Consider the following 14462-nt stretch of genomic DNA (forward strand, 5'->3'; position numbering starts at 1 on the left):
CTATCTACCTCCTAACGATTGTAATGTGTCACGAAGCGGTTCACCCAGTACATCTGGCAGGATACCGATAACAAGAATACACGCCAGCAAAATCACCACTGGGATATACTCCAATCCGCGTATATCGTCCTTCACTTCGCATTCGCTTTTTCCAAATATAACTTGCATAGCTGCCCGAAGTACGTACACTGCTGTTAAAATAATACCGATTGCTGAGATCGCCGCTAATACCCGGTGCTCCTGAAACAAGCCGAGGAATGCGAGAAATTCACTAACAAAGCCAGACATTCCAGGAAGTCCGAGCGAAGCCATACTTCCCGCTAACAAGAATCCGCTAAGCACCGGCACTTGCTTCGCTAAGCCGCCAAGCTTTGTAATATCAGAAGTACCAAAGCGCTGCTCGATCATGCCAAGCAAGAAAAATAACAGCGCCGCAATTAAACCATGAGAAACGACTTGAAACAATGCCCCCTTCATTCCAGCCGTGTTCAGCGCGGCTAAACCGATTAATACAATTCCCATATGCGAAATACTGGAATAGGCGAGCACTTTTCGGAAATCCGTTTGAACAAGCGCTAAGAGTGCTCCGTACAGCAAGTTAATAACTCCTAAAACCCCTAAGACAACTGCGAACCTTTCAAACTGCTCTGGGAAAAGTCCCATTCCAAAGCGAACAATCCCGTACGCTCCAATCTTTAAGAGAACACCCGCATGCAGCATTACTACCGCTGGGTGCGCCTCAACGTGGACATTCACCATCCAGCGGTGCAGCGGAAAGACCGGAAGTTTAATCATCAATGCAATCATAATCGCGATAAATAAACCAAGTTGCAAGGAGTCAGACAGTTCACCAACTGTTGTCATTTCTTTTCCTGCTAAAACAGCTTGCAGCTCTGCAATATTTGTTGTACCTGCTCTTGCAAATAAAATGGAAAAAGCAATCAGTAAAATCGCTGAACCGATGCCGTTATAAATTAAATAGCTGTACGCCGCTTTTTCACTGCTAAATTTTCCCCATTTCCCAACAAGTAAAAACATAGCTGGCAGTGTAATTTCAAAGAAAGCGAAGAACAGTAGCAAGTTTTCCGCAGCGAAGACGCCAAGCATGCCGACTTCAAGCATAAACAGCAACATATAGAAACCTTTTACGTTCTTTGTAACAGAAAAGGCCGCAATAGCTGCCAATGTCGCCAATAATGCCGTAAGAAACATCATAACAAGTGAGAAGCCATCAATGCCGAGTTCGTAATAAATTGTAAACAATTCTTTCTTTACACCTGGAAAGTTTCCAAATTGAATCCATTTTACCTTTTCTGCAAACATCGCTAAACTTTTTCCTGATGCATATGTACTCACGATAAAGAGCGTGGATCCAAGCGGAAGTAATGTTCCCATTAGACCGACAATCCTCGCCGCTCTCTCCTCTTTCTCCGGTACAAATGCCAATAGTATGATACCTAACAGTGGGGAGAAAATGAGGAAAGATAATAGAAAGGAATTCATTGTCCATACCCCCCTGTCAATAGCAGAATCACTACGAGTACGGCTAAGCAAACTGCTGTGACTGTTCCGTACATTTGCACTTGTCCGTTTTGTAGTTTCGAGCCAATCGTACTCACACCTTTTACAATGCCGCTAATAAGCTGCATGGCCCCTTCCACAATATACATTTCAAAAAAATATAAAACATATGCAATTCCGTTAACGAGCGGAAGCACCGCTTTGCTATACAGTTCATCAATATAATATTTTTCCTTGAGCAAGCTATACATGGCCGTATTCTTCCCGCCAAGCCAATCACGAGAAATGGTACGTTTTCCATATATCAAATATGCTAAACCAATCCCAGCCAATGAAACGAGCGTTGCCACAATCATAATCCAGGCCGGGCCATGGGCCTGGCTCACTTGAAACGCCGCGTCTTTTGTAAGCCAATCCCCAAGAAAAGTCCCGAACCAAGGTGTATTCACATAACCAGCCACAATTGCTAGAACGCCAAGAACCATCATCGGTACTGTCATTACACTTGGAGACTCATGCACATGTTTCTGCTCCCCGCGCGCCTCTCCCGTAAAGACAAGGAAGAACAAGCGGAACATATAAAAGGCAGTGAAGAAAGCCGCGATTACCGCAAGGACGAATAAACCGTAATTGCCACGTTCCCACGTCGCCGCTAAAATTTCATCCTTACTAAAAAATCCAGAAAATAACGGAACACCGCTAATCGCAAACGTTCCAATTAAAAACAATGAGCTGGTCACTTTCATCTTCTTAAACAAACCGCCCATTTCTTCGATGTTTTGCGTATGTACCGCATGAATAACGCTTCCAGCCGCTAAGAACAATAATGCCTTGAAGAAAGCGTGCGTCGTTAAATGAAAAACCCCTGCTACGTACCCTGCAGAACCGAGCGCTAGCATCATGTAGCCAAGCTGACTCACCGTGGAATACGCTAATACACGCTTAATGTCTGTTTGTACAATACCGATGGATGCTGCAAAGATGGCTGTAATACCGCCAACAATTGCAACAGTCTGCATCGCTGCTTCGCTCGCTGCGAAAAGCGGGAACATGGTAGCAACTAAATATACCCCAGCAGCAACCATCGTCGCTGCGTGGATCAGCGCCGATACTGGCGTCGGACCTTCCATCGCATCTGGAAGCCACGTATGCAGTGGAAACTGACCTGACTTCCCCATTGCACCGACAAAGATTAAAATCGCCGTTAATGTAATCATCGTCTCCGAAATCTCTCCAGTTTGTACGGCCTGAAAGATTACATCGTAATCAAAGCTGCCAACTTGCCAGAATAATAGAATCATCCCGATAAACAAACCGACATCCCCAATACGCGTCATAATAAACGCCTTTTTTGCAGCTGCCTTTGCCTCTTCTTTAAAGAAATAAAACCCAATTAATAAAAAGGAACCGAGTCCTACTAACTCCCAGAATATATAAAGCTGTAATAAGTTAGTAGAGATGACAAGGCCAAGCATCGCAAATGTAAATAATCCTAAGTATGCATAAAAAATATGGAGTCTTTCATCGCCATGCATATACCCTTTCGAATACATATGAACGAGCAAACTCACAAGTGTGACAATAAAGAGCATTAATGCGTTTAATGCATTTACTTCGAAGCCAAAGGAAATATTCACATCCCCAATTTGGAGCCAAGCCCATTGCTGCTTTACAGTTTCTGATGATAGCCGTTCTATTAATACAAGTACCGCACCCGCAAATGAAAGAAAGGTGAGCAAAATGCCGATCCAGCTGCTTCCTTCTTTTAATTTCTTGCCAAACATCACGAGTAAAACGAAAGACACAAGCGGGAAAAGCGGTATTAGCCATGCATAACCACCCATCATCAATTCCTCCTCCCCTTTTCGGTCATCACCTTAATGCTTTAACGAATCCATTTCATCTGTATTGACCGTAGCGTTGTTTCTATACAGAGCAATTAAAATCGCCAAACCAACCGCTGCTTCTGCCGCAGCGATGGACATTGTGAACAATGAAAAAATTTGTCCCTTTAAATTTGGAAACATCCCTAATTTACTAAAGGCAACTAAATTTAAGTTCGCCGCATTTAACATAAGTTCAATACAAATCAATACAATTACTGTATTGCGCTTCGTTAACGCTCCAAATAAACCGATGCAAAACAGTATAATCGCAAGTGTCAAGTACGCAGAAGCTGGAATACTATTCATGCGAATCCTCCTTTTCCTCGTCCTTCTTCGCAAGTACAATTGCGCCGACAAGAGCAACAAGTAATACAACAGACGTTAACTCAAATGGTATTATATATTTCGAATACAACAATTCGCCGATCTGACGTGTATTTTGTTCATGAAGTAGGGTACCGTCTTGAACATTCCCACTCTCAAAGTCCACATTATTCACCGCAAAATACATCACTGCACCAAAGATTACAACAGCAAGAAAAACAATCAATTTACGAAGGCCAAAACGTGCTTCTTCTTCATCATTATGCTTCGTTAACATAATGCCAAAAATCATAATGATCGTAATCGCACCGGAATAAATCAAAATTTGGGCAACCCCGACAAATTCTGCTGATAACATAAAATAAAGCCCGGCAATACTAAGGAATGTAAACACTAGAGCGAGCATCATATGCATCACTTTCGTTAAGTTCAACATAAGTATACCGCCCATGATCGCAAGCAAGGCTAATGCGAAAAATGCTACTAACTCGCCGCTCATGCTTTATTCTCCTTTCTCACATGTTGATCATTTTCATCAAGCCACTGTAAGTTTTTAAATAAATCATCACGCGAATATTCAGCTAGCTCAAAGTTATTTGTCATTACAATCGCCTCTGTCGGGCACACTTCCGTACAAAGATCGCAAAGAATACAAATTTCAAAGTTAATATCATACGTATCAATGATTTTCCCTTTCTTCTCTGGATCTGGATGCTTTTTCCCTGTTAGTTGAATGCAGTCTGTCGGACAAATATTTGCACATTGATTGCAAACGATACATTTTTCTGGATAAAACTTTTGAATACCGCGAAAGCGATCTGGGAGTGGTAGTGGTTGATTTGGATAGTCGTACGTTACTTTCTTCTTACTTAAATTGCTAAGTGTATACTTTAAACCTTTAAATAATCCCTTCATTGTACTCCTGCCCCCCTTTTTAGATTAGAAGAACAATTCTTTTATCAATGCCGCTAAGAAAATATTTGCAAGTGCTATCGGCAGTAATACTTTCCAGCCAAACTCCATTAATTGATCGCCCCGTATACGCGGGAACGTCACGCGGAACCAAATTAATAGAAAGACTACGGCACTAAATTTGAGCGCAAACCAAACAGCTCTTGGAATAAACGCTAGAAACGGAATTGGCTGCCAACCTCCTAAAAATAGTACTGTCATAAGCGATGCCATTCCGAAGAAATACACGTACTCAGAAAGCATAAAGAACGCCCAGCGAAATCCTGAATACTCCGTATGATATCCAGAAACGAGCTCCGATTCGGCTTCCGGTAAATCAAACGGCGTCCGGTTCAATTCAGCAACAGATGCGATTAAAAAGACGATGAAGCCAATCGGCTGCACGAAAATGTACCAAATCCCTTTTTGAGCTTCGACAATATCATTTAAATTTAAGCTGCCTGTTAGAAGGATGGCCCCAATTACACTCATCACAAGTGGAATTTCATAGGAGATCATTTGTGCTGCGGCGCGCATTCCGCCGAGTAACGAATATTTATTGTTAGACGCCCATCCCCCAGTCACAACGCCAATTGTTGTAATGCCTGAGATTGCAATGTAATACAGTAAACCGACACCAATATCGGCAAACTGCAACTTATCTGTAAACGGAATGACCGCTAATACCATAAAGGCCGGTGCAAACGCAATGATAGGTGCTAATATGAAGAGCGGTTTATCAGCCGCTTTCGGAATCGTATCTTCTTTTAATAGAAGTTTTAACACGTCCGCCACTGTTTGTAGGAGTCCAAAACGACCGCCCACTTGGTTCGGCCCTATACGTCCTTGCATAAATCCCATTACTTTTCGTTCTGCTAAAATCCCATATGTAACAAAGCCAAGAACGACAAACAACAATAATGTTGCTAATCCGAAAAAGATAAGAAAATTCGTCCAGCTTGCGGGTGACTCTAAGAGGTTTTGTATCATCACCCATCAACCTCCCCAAGTACAATATCAATTCCGCCTAAAATTGTAATTAAGTTTGCGATATTCTCGCCTTTTAAGAGCTTCGGTAAAATTTGCAGATTATAGAAAGAGGGACGGCGAAACTTTAAGCGATACGGCTCTTTCTTTCCATCACTTGCAATATAACAGCCAATCTCGCCGCGCGGTGACTCAATTCGCACGAATGCTTCACCTTTTGGTGGTTTAATAATCTTTGGTACCTTCGCTAAGATTGCTCCTTCTTTCGGAAACTGCTCTACCGCTTGTTCAATAATTTTCAGCGACTCTTCAATTTCCTCCATTCGGCAAACGTAACGATCCCAAGCATCCCCCACCTCGCCAACAGGAACATCAAACTCAAATCGGTCATAAATAGAGTACGGCTCATCTTTACGAAGATCCCATTTCACACCTGTGCAGCGCAAGTTTGCTCCGCTTAACGAATATTGCAGAGCATCCTCTGCTGAGTAAATACCGACTCCCTTTACACGGTTTAAGAAAATTTCATTGCCGCTCACAAGGTCGTGATATCCCTTTAACTGCTCTCTCATATACGGAACAAACTCACGCACTTTTTCAATCCAGCCGTCCGGCGCATCCCACTTCACCCCGCCAACACGCATATAATTGAATGTTAAACGCGCTCCGCATAATTCGTTCAGTAGGTTAATAATCATCTCGCGTTCGCGAAATGCATATAAAAATGGACTGACCGCTCCAATATCAAGCAAGTTGGTCCCCCACCAAACGAGGTGACTCGCCACGCGTCCAAGCTCCATTGCAAGTATGCGCAAATATTCAGCACGCTCCGGTATTTCAAGCCCCATCATCGTCTCAACTGCGTGACAGATCACATAGTTATTTGTCATCGCTGCTAAATAGTCCATTCGATCTGTGTACGGAATAATTTGCGTATACTGCAAACTCTCCGCAATTTTCTCTGTGCCGCGGTGCAAATAGCCAATTACAGGCGTAGCTTCTTTAATGATTTCCCCATCAATTTTAATAACGAGCCGAAATACACCGTGCGTACTCGGATGCTGCGGCCCTACATTTAAAAGCATTTCTTCTGTACGAATCAAGTTTTACACCCCCGCATCAAACGGCTCATAATCTTTTCGCAGCGGATGACCAATCCAATCGTCTGGCATCAAAATACGCTTTAAATTTGGATGCCCTTCAAACACAACGCCAAGCAAATCATACGCCTCGCGCTCCGGCCAATCTGCCCCGCTCCAAAGCGGTACAATTGAAGACACTCTCGGCTCGTCCCGGTCAAGTTTTACTTTCACCGCTACAGATTGCTTCTTACCGTATGAAAATAAATGCACATACACTTCCATATGCGCCCCAAAATCTGTCGCATGCAATTCTGACATATAATTGAATGCACATTCAGGATCTTTCTTTAGCAGCTCCATCACTTCATAATAATGCTCTAGCTTCACAACGAGTGTTGGAACATCTTTAGACAACGTATTAATATAGAAATCTTCAAGCACACCTTCGCCCAATTTCGCTGTAATTGCCTGAACGTACGTATCCAAATACGGCTGATTTTGTGAAGGCTTTTCTACTTTCGCTTCTGCCTCTTTCTTTCCTCCAGCAGCGCGAGCCTTTGCTGCAGCTGCTGCTTTCGCTTTTGCGACCGCAATTGCTTTTTCTTTCTCCGTATCTACGTTTCCACCTTCAGATACTTTCTGCTTCGCTAACGCTGCAGCCTTCGCCTTCGCTGCTGCGATCGCTTTTTCTTTCTCCTCATCTTCTGGCTCAGCTGCTTGCTCCTTTTCTTTCTGCTTCGCTAGCGCTGCCGCTTTTGCTTTTGCTGCCGCGGCTGCCTTTGCCTTCGCTGCTGCGATCGCTTTTTCTTTCTCCTCATCTTCTGGCTCAGCTGCTTGCTCCTTTTCCTTCTGCTTCGCTAACGCTGCCGCTTTTGCTTTTGCCGCTGCGGCTGCCTTTGCCTTCGCTGCTGCGATCGCTTTTTCTTTCTCTTCATCTTCTGACTCAGCTGCTTGCTCCTTTTCTTTCTGCTTTGCTAGCGCTGCCGCTTTTGCTTCCTCCGCTGCGCGGCACTTTGCTTCTGCTATATCTATTTCATTCTCACTTGATAGCGCTTTCTCTTTCTCTTCTACATGATGAACCTCATTTTCCTGACGTGCCGCGAGCCGCTTTTTTGCTTCTTCCTTTGCACGTCTTGCCGCTTCTTTTTTCAGATCATCTATACTTTTATCTTGATCGCTCATTTATTCGTCACCTGCTTTCCTGTCTTTGCTTCGTAACGAATTTTTTCTTTTAATTTATTAATACCGTAAATTAAAGCTGCTGGATTTGGTGGACAACCAGGAATATACACATCCACCGGTACAATTTGATCTACCCCTTTTACAACAGCATACGAATTTACATACGGTCCGCCCGCGGTTGCACAAGAACCCATTGCAATGACCCACTTCGGTTCTGGCATTTGATCATATAAACGACGAACAATTGGGGCCATTTTCTTCGTTACCGTCCCAGATACAATCATGACATCCGATTGACGCGGGGACGTACGGAAAAACGAGCCAAATCGATCTAAGTCATAATGCGAAGAACCGACTCCCATCATCTCAATTGCACAGCATGCCAATCCAAATGTCATCGGCCATAATGAATTACTGCGGGCCCAACCTTTTACTTGCTCAAGCGTCGTAAAAAATATATTTCTTTCTAACTCAGCACGTTCCTGCGGATGAATATCTTCAAAATTTATAGCCATTGTAACACCTTCTTTTTCCAAGCATATGCAAGACCAATAAGTAGCATAATAACAAAAATGAGCATTTCCACTAATGCAAATAACCCTAGTTTGTCATACGCTACCGCCCACGGATATAAAAACACAGTTTCCACATCAAAAATGACAAAAAGTAATGCAAAAATATAATAGCGGGCATGGAAGCGGACGTTTGCATCATGAAACGGCTCAATTCCACTTTCATATGTTGTTTTCTTCGCTGCACTTGGTTTATGTGGACGTAGCAATTTCCCCAAGGTGAGTGCTACAACCGGTAATAATATACCTAATAGCAAAAAAATGCCGACAATCATATAACTATTTTCATATACATTTACCATCGTGAAACCCTCTCCCTCCTCACAAAAACAAGTTCACTCAGTACACGTTATGATTCATTTGCACCATTTATTATTTTTTAATTTTTCTAAATAATGCAATTATAGATATTATAGCAAATTTCAAATTCTTATGTCGATATATTGGAAAAAAGGACAAAAAACTTACATAAGTTGCCTCTGATAAAGTGAAACTTTAATCAGTGGGGGTTTTCTTCATCCCCCACTAATTATTAGTTGAACCAATCGGGCTTTTACGAGCAGTTTATCTCCCACCTAACTTCTTTGCTTTCGCCGAATTTTGAGGTGGGAGTATTACTGCCCGTTAATGCGGGACAAAATACGGATAGTATCAAATATATAAATACAAATTAAAAACCCCCTTTCTTTTTAGGGGGACGAGAGCATCTAGCCGCGCATAGAAACAGTCAGGGAGTTTTCCTGCCACATGCAAAAATTAAAACAAAAGGAAACCAAACATAATATTGACATTCCATCAGTTTAGCCATAAATTCAATGTAAAAAGGAAAGAATTAGGTGACATGATGAAAGAAAATTCTTCATTAGCTAAACAAGAGGAACGTCTCGGTTTAATGTTATGGTTCCGTCTATCACGCGTATATAACCAGAGTATTCGCGAATCAAATCAACACCTAAAAAAATGGAATCTATCGGTAGCCCAGTTTGACGTCTTAGTTCAAGTCGGTTCACACGAAAAATTATCTCAACAAGAATTAGCAAATAAGCTTTTTGTTACAAAGGGAAATATTACGCAACTGTTAAGCAAAATGGAAGAATTGGGATTGATTAAACGAGAGCAGGAATGGAAAACAAAATACCTTTCATTGACTGAGGAAGGAACACAGTTATTTCATGACGTGGTTCCGAATCAAGAACACTTTCAGGCATCACAATTTTCTAATTTGAATCATGAGGAAAAAAAGCAGCTTTTAGATTTACTTAAGAAAAGTCAAAAATAAACATTATAAAAAGCCGCAAAGGTTCATCCCTTTACGGCTTCTTATTTACTTCATATTTGAAACGTCCAAACGGTTAATCGCACGTTTAAGTGCCATTTCTGCACGTTTGAAGTCAACATGTGCTTGTTTATCTTGCATACGTTGCTCAGCGCGGCGCTTCGCTTCGTTTGCGCGATGAATGTCGATATGATTTGCTGTTTCAGCAGATGGTGCTAATACTGTTACTTTCTCAGGGCGGACTTCAATAAAGCCACCGCTAACTGCTACGTAATCTGTATGTCCACCATTTTTTAAGCGAATTGCACTAATTTTAAGCGGTGCAACAGTTGGGATGTGGCCTGCTAAGATCCCCATTTCCCCGCTCTCTGCTTTTACGCTTACCATTTCAACTTCGTTTTCGTAAACCGGTCCATCAGGAGTTACAATACTGACTGGAAATGTCTTCATAATTCGTCCCTCCTAAGGCCTTATGCCATCATTTTCTTCGCGTTTTCAACAACTTCTTCAATACCACCAACAAGACGGAATGCATCTTCTGGAAGGTCATCATGTTTTCCTTCTAGAATTTCTTTGAATCCACGAACTGTTTCTTTTACAGGTACGTAAGATCCTTTTTGACCTGTAAACTGTTCTGCTACGTGGAAGTTCTGTGATAAGAAGAATTGAACGCGACGAGCGCGATGTACAACTAATTTATCTTCTTCAGATAACTCATCCATACCTAAGATTGCGATGATATCTTGAAGCTCTTTGTAGCGTTGTAACGTTTGCTGAATTTGACGAGCAATTGCATAATGCTCTTCTCCTACGATTTCTGGAGATAGTGCACGAGATGTAGATGCTAATGGATCTACCGCTGGGTAAATACCCATTTGTGTTAAACGACGCTCTAAGTTTGTTGTTGCATCTAAGTGAGCGAAAGTTGTTGCTGGTGCTGGGTCAGTGTAGTCATCGGCTGGTACATATACCGCTTGGATAGACGTGATAGAACCTTTATTTGTTGATGTAATACGCTCTTGTAATTGACCCATTTCTGTTGCAAGTGTTGGTTGGTAACCTACCGCAGATGGCATACGACCAAGTAGGGCAGATACTTCAGAACCAGCTTGCGTGAAACGGAAGATGTTATCGATGAACAGAAGTACGTCTTGTCCTTGCTCATCACGGAAATGTTCAGCCATTGTTAAACCTGTTAACGCAACACGTTGACGTGCTCCAGGTGGCTCGTTCATTTGTCCGAATACCATCGCTGTTTTCTTGATTACGCCGGAATCACTCATTTCGTGGTATAAGTCGTTACCTTCACGAGTACGCTCACCTACACCAGCGAATACAGAGATACCACCGTGCTCTTGTGCGATGTTGTTAATTAATTCTTGGATTAATACCGTTTTACCTACGCCGGCACCACCGAATAGACCAATTTTACCACCTTTAATATAAGGAGCTAATAAGTCTACTACTTTAATACCAGTTTCAAGAATTTCTACTTTTGTAGATAACTCTTCGAATGCAGGTGCTTGACGGTGAATTGGATCACGGCGTACATCCGCTGCTACTTCTTCACCTAAGTCAATTGCATCACCTAATACGTTAAATACACGACCAAGTGTTGCATCACCAACTGGAACAGAAATTGGTTTACCAGTGTCTTCTACTTCTGTACCACGAACAAGTCCGTCTGTAGAAGACATTGCTACTGTACGAACTGTATTATCACCAAGATGAAGCGCAACTTCTAAAGTTAAGTCCATTGCGTCTTCTTTGATTCTAAGGGCATTGTAGATTTCAGGTAGCTTTCCGCCGTCAAACTTAACGTCTACAACCGGACCCATGATTTGCGTAACGCGCCCTTTATTCATCGGGTTCCCTCCTAGCTTTCTTTAAATTAACCGGCTTTTCTGCGAACAGTCGGTTTTCGTTTTTTATATTTCATTTCGCTTTTGAGATTATCGCTACTGCTTTTTATTTAATCCAGCTCCAGCGGCTAGAATACTCGGTAGCTTCGCTTCTTCCTACGAGGCAAAGAACGCCTCTACGTCTGAAGCTCCATCCCCCTCCCATTCTGAGCGAGCCGCTTCCGCTTTTTATTACTATTCTAACGCTGCTGCACCGCCGACGATTTCCGTAATTTCTTGCGTAATCGCTGCTTGACGAGCGCGGTTGAAGGAAAGTGTAAGTGTATCAATAACTTCCATTGCGTTGTCTGTAGCACTTTTCATTGCTGTCATACGCGCTGCGTGTTCACTTGCTTTACCATCTAGCAATGCACCGTAAACTAAGCTTTCTGCGTATTGTGGCAATAATACTTTTAAAATATCTTCTTCAGATGGTTCAAATTCATACGAAGTTGTTGCTTTGTTAGATGCCACATCCGTAAGCGGTAAAATTTTCTTCTCCGTTACTTCTTGTGAGATCTTACTTACATAATGATTGTAGTAGATATACAATTCATCATAAGCACCATCTGTAAACATAGAAATTGCTCTTGAAGCAATGTCTTTAATATCAGCGAATACTGGTTGATCCGATAATCCAATTACTTCATCAATGATATTAAAACCACGACGTTTTAAGTAATCACGACCTAGACGTCCAAGCACAATAATTGCGTACTGATTTGCATCCATGTTGTGACGCTCTTTCACTACGTTACTTACTGCACGTAAAACGTTACTGTTATATCCACCTGCTAGTCCGCGATCCGATGTAATAACGATGTATCCTGTTCGCTTTACAGGACGCGCTGTTAACATTGGGTGATTTACCCCGCTACCTTGCGCTATGCTCGATACTACTTCTTGAATCTTATCCATATACGGAACGAAAGATTTAGCATTTTGTTCTGCACGGTTTAATTTCGATGCAGATACCATCTCCATCGCTTTCGTAATTTGACTCGTTTTCTTTGTCGAGTTAATTTTCGCTTTTATATCGCGTAAAGATGCCACAGGTTTTCACCACCTTTTTTCCGGAAGTTGGCATGATCAGAAAGAGCTCCATTTTGTTGATCTTCCTAATCGTTATACTTGTTCATGATTGAAGGAAAAGAATAGGTGCACCTACTCTTTTCCTCTTCATATCCGTTAGCACTCTATGTAAGAGCCCTGTTTATATAGAAGTGGAGCGGCCTAACGAGCCGCTTCCGCTTTTTATTATTACTCAGAAGCCACGAAAACTTTTTTGAAGCCGTTAATAGCTGCTGCCATTTTTTCGTCTTCAGCAAGTTTTGTTGTTGTACGAATTTCAGTTAATAATTCAGCAGCATTTGTATCTAACCAAGCATGTAACTCGTCTTCGAAACGAGTGATATCTACTACTGGGATATCATCTAAGAATCCGCGTGTTAATGCGTAAAGAATCATAACTTGCTTCTCTACTTTTAATGGCTTATGTAAGCCTTGTTTTAATACTTCTACTGTACGTGCACCACGGTTTAATTTCGCTTGTGTTGCTTTATCAAGGTCAGAACCGAACGCAGCGAACGCTTCTAATTCACGATAAGATGCAAGGTCAAGACGAAGTGTACCAGATACTTTGCTCATCGCTTTGATCTGAGCCGCGCCACCAACACGAGATACAGAAGTACCTGCGTCGATCGCTGGACGTACACCAGAGAAGAATAGATCAGATTGTAAGAAGATCTGTCCATCTGTAATAGAGATTACGTTTGTTGGGATATAAGCTGATACGTCCCCTGCTTGTGTTTCGATGAAAGGTAGTGCTGTTAAAGAACCAGCGCCTTTTGCATCACTTAATTTCGCCGCACGCTCTAGTAAGCGGGAGTGTAAGTAGAATACATCCCCTGGATACGCTTCACGACCTGGAGGACGACGTAATAGTAATGACAATTCACGGTATGCAGCTGCTTGTTTTGATAAGTCATCATATACAACTAATACGTGTTTGCCGTTGTACATAAATTCCTCACCCATAGTTACACCAGCATATGCAGCTAAGTATAATAATGGAGCAGGTTGAGAAGCAGATGCAGTTACAACGATTGTGTACTCTAATGCACCGTGCTTACGTAATGTTTCAACTACGTTACGAACTGTAGATTCTTTTTGTCCGATCGCTACATAGATACAAACCATATCTTGATCTTTTTGGTTCAAGATTGTATCAAGAGCAACAGCTGTTTTACCAGTTTGGCGGTCACCGATGATTAACTCACGTTGTCCGCGGCCAATTGGTACAAGAGCGTCAATCGCTTTAATACCAGTTTGAAGTGGCTCATGAACAGATTTACGATCCATTACACCTGGTGCTGGGCTTTCGATTGGACGAGTTTTTGTTGTGTTAATTGGACCTAAACCGTCTACTGGTTGTCCTAGTGGGTTTACAACACGACCGATTAATTCTTCCCCTACTGGCACTTGCATGATGCGACCTGTACGACGTACTTCGTCACCTTCACGAATTTCAGTATAAGGTCCTAAAATAATGATACCTACGTTATTTTCCTCTAAGTTTTGTGCTAGTCCCATAACGCCGTTAGCGAACTCAACAAGCTCACCAGCCATAACGTTATCAAGACCATGAGCACGTGCAATACCGTCACCAACTTGAATAACTGTACCAACATCGCTAACTTCGATCTCAGACTGATAGTTTTCAATTTGTTGCTTAATCAGTGCGCTAATTTCTTCAGCTCTGATGCTCATGCGCTTCACCC

General features: G+C 42.2%; 15 protein-coding genes. 1 reads left to right on the forward strand and 14 read right to left on the reverse strand.

Features of this window, described 5'->3' with window-relative positions; translation table 11 throughout:
- Genes MR076_RS01450 through MR076_RS01495 form a run of 10 tightly spaced genes read right to left on the reverse strand, consistent with a single transcriptional unit; the run spans position 1 to position 8807 of the window.
- On the reverse strand, positions 1–1503 hold the full coding sequence (locus MR076_RS01450) for an NADH-quinone oxidoreductase subunit M (protein WP_242216900.1): 1503 nt from the start codon (positions 1501–1503) through the stop codon (positions 1–3).
- Positions 1500–3365, reverse strand: a complete 1866-nt coding sequence (gene nuoL / locus MR076_RS01455) for an NADH-quinone oxidoreductase subunit L (protein ID WP_242217017.1) — start codon at positions 3363–3365, stop codon at positions 1500–1502. Before nuoL ends, MR076_RS01450 begins: the two co-directional genes overlap by 4 nt.
- A 33-nt stretch (positions 3366–3398) precedes the next feature.
- Positions 3399–3713 (reverse strand): NADH-quinone oxidoreductase subunit NuoK, encoded by a 315-nt coding sequence (nuoK, locus tag MR076_RS01460; protein ID WP_242216902.1) that lies wholly within the window; start codon positions 3711–3713, stop codon positions 3399–3401.
- The gene (locus MR076_RS01465) at positions 3706–4230 is read right to left on the reverse strand and encodes an NADH-quinone oxidoreductase subunit J (RefSeq protein ID WP_242216905.1); all 525 of its coding nucleotides are present in this window, start codon (positions 4228–4230) and stop codon (positions 3706–3708) included. The genes nuoK and MR076_RS01465 overlap by 8 nt, the downstream gene beginning before the upstream one ends.
- Positions 4227–4646 carry an NADH-quinone oxidoreductase subunit NuoI gene (nuoI, locus tag MR076_RS01470; protein ID WP_242216907.1) on the reverse strand — a complete coding sequence of 140 codons (420 nt, stop codon included), beginning with the start codon at positions 4644–4646 and terminating at the stop codon, positions 4227–4229. Before nuoI ends, MR076_RS01465 begins: the two co-directional genes overlap by 4 nt.
- A gap of 24 nt (positions 4647–4670) precedes the next feature.
- The gene (gene nuoH / locus MR076_RS01475; RefSeq protein WP_242216910.1) at positions 4671–5672 is read right to left on the reverse strand and encodes an NADH-quinone oxidoreductase subunit NuoH; all 1002 of its coding nucleotides are present in this window, start codon (positions 5670–5672) and stop codon (positions 4671–4673) included.
- Positions 5672–6772 carry an NADH-quinone oxidoreductase subunit NuoD gene (gene nuoD, locus MR076_RS01480; protein WP_242216912.1) on the reverse strand — a complete coding sequence of 367 codons (1101 nt, stop codon included), beginning with the start codon at positions 6770–6772 and terminating at the stop codon, positions 5672–5674. The genes nuoH and nuoD overlap by 1 nt, the downstream gene beginning before the upstream one ends.
- A gap of 3 nt (positions 6773–6775) precedes the next feature.
- On the reverse strand, positions 6776–7933 hold the full coding sequence (locus MR076_RS26305; protein WP_277928293.1) for an NADH-quinone oxidoreductase subunit C: 1158 nt from the start codon (positions 7931–7933) through the stop codon (positions 6776–6778).
- Positions 7930–8448, reverse strand: coding sequence for an NADH-quinone oxidoreductase subunit NuoB (gene nuoB / locus MR076_RS01490; protein WP_020061447.1), 519 nt, complete (start codon positions 8446–8448; stop codon positions 7930–7932). The genes MR076_RS26305 and nuoB overlap by 4 nt, the downstream gene beginning before the upstream one ends.
- Positions 8439–8807 (reverse strand): NADH-quinone oxidoreductase subunit A, encoded by a 369-nt coding sequence (locus tag MR076_RS01495; protein ID WP_020061446.1) that lies wholly within the window; start codon positions 8805–8807, stop codon positions 8439–8441. The genes nuoB and MR076_RS01495 overlap by 10 nt, the downstream gene beginning before the upstream one ends.
- A 542-nt stretch (positions 8808–9349) precedes the next feature.
- Here MR076_RS01495 and MR076_RS01500 point away from each other — a divergent pair.
- Positions 9350–9784, forward strand: coding sequence for a MarR family winged helix-turn-helix transcriptional regulator (locus MR076_RS01500; RefSeq protein WP_242216914.1), 435 nt, complete (start codon positions 9350–9352; stop codon positions 9782–9784).
- A 45-nt stretch (positions 9785–9829) separates the two neighbouring features.
- Here the strand turns inward: MR076_RS01500 and MR076_RS01505 are convergent, their stop codons facing one another.
- From MR076_RS01505 to atpA, 4 genes are all read right to left on the reverse strand, one after another.
- Positions 9830–10231, reverse strand: coding sequence for a F0F1 ATP synthase subunit epsilon (locus MR076_RS01505; RefSeq protein WP_098917334.1), 402 nt, complete (start codon positions 10229–10231; stop codon positions 9830–9832).
- Between the two features lie 20 nt (positions 10232–10251).
- Entirely contained in the window at positions 10252–11646 is a 1395-nt protein-coding gene (gene atpD, locus MR076_RS01510; protein WP_242216916.1) for a F0F1 ATP synthase subunit beta, read from the reverse strand.
- A 231-nt stretch (positions 11647–11877) separates the two neighbouring features.
- A complete protein-coding gene (gene atpG, locus MR076_RS01515; protein ID WP_242216918.1) occupies positions 11878–12735 on the reverse strand; it encodes an ATP synthase F1 subunit gamma in 858 nt (285 codons plus the stop codon).
- 207 nt (positions 12736–12942) lie between these two features.
- Positions 12943–14451 (reverse strand): F0F1 ATP synthase subunit alpha, encoded by a 1509-nt coding sequence (atpA, locus tag MR076_RS01520; RefSeq protein WP_242216920.1) that lies wholly within the window; start codon positions 14449–14451, stop codon positions 12943–12945.
- Positions 14452–14462: the final 11 nt, after the last annotated feature.

The sequence above is a fragment of the Bacillus cereus group sp. BfR-BA-01380 genome (assembly GCF_022663535.1).
GTDB classification, from domain to species: Bacteria; Bacillota; Bacilli; order Bacillales; family Bacillaceae_G; genus Bacillus_A; species Bacillus_A cereus_BB.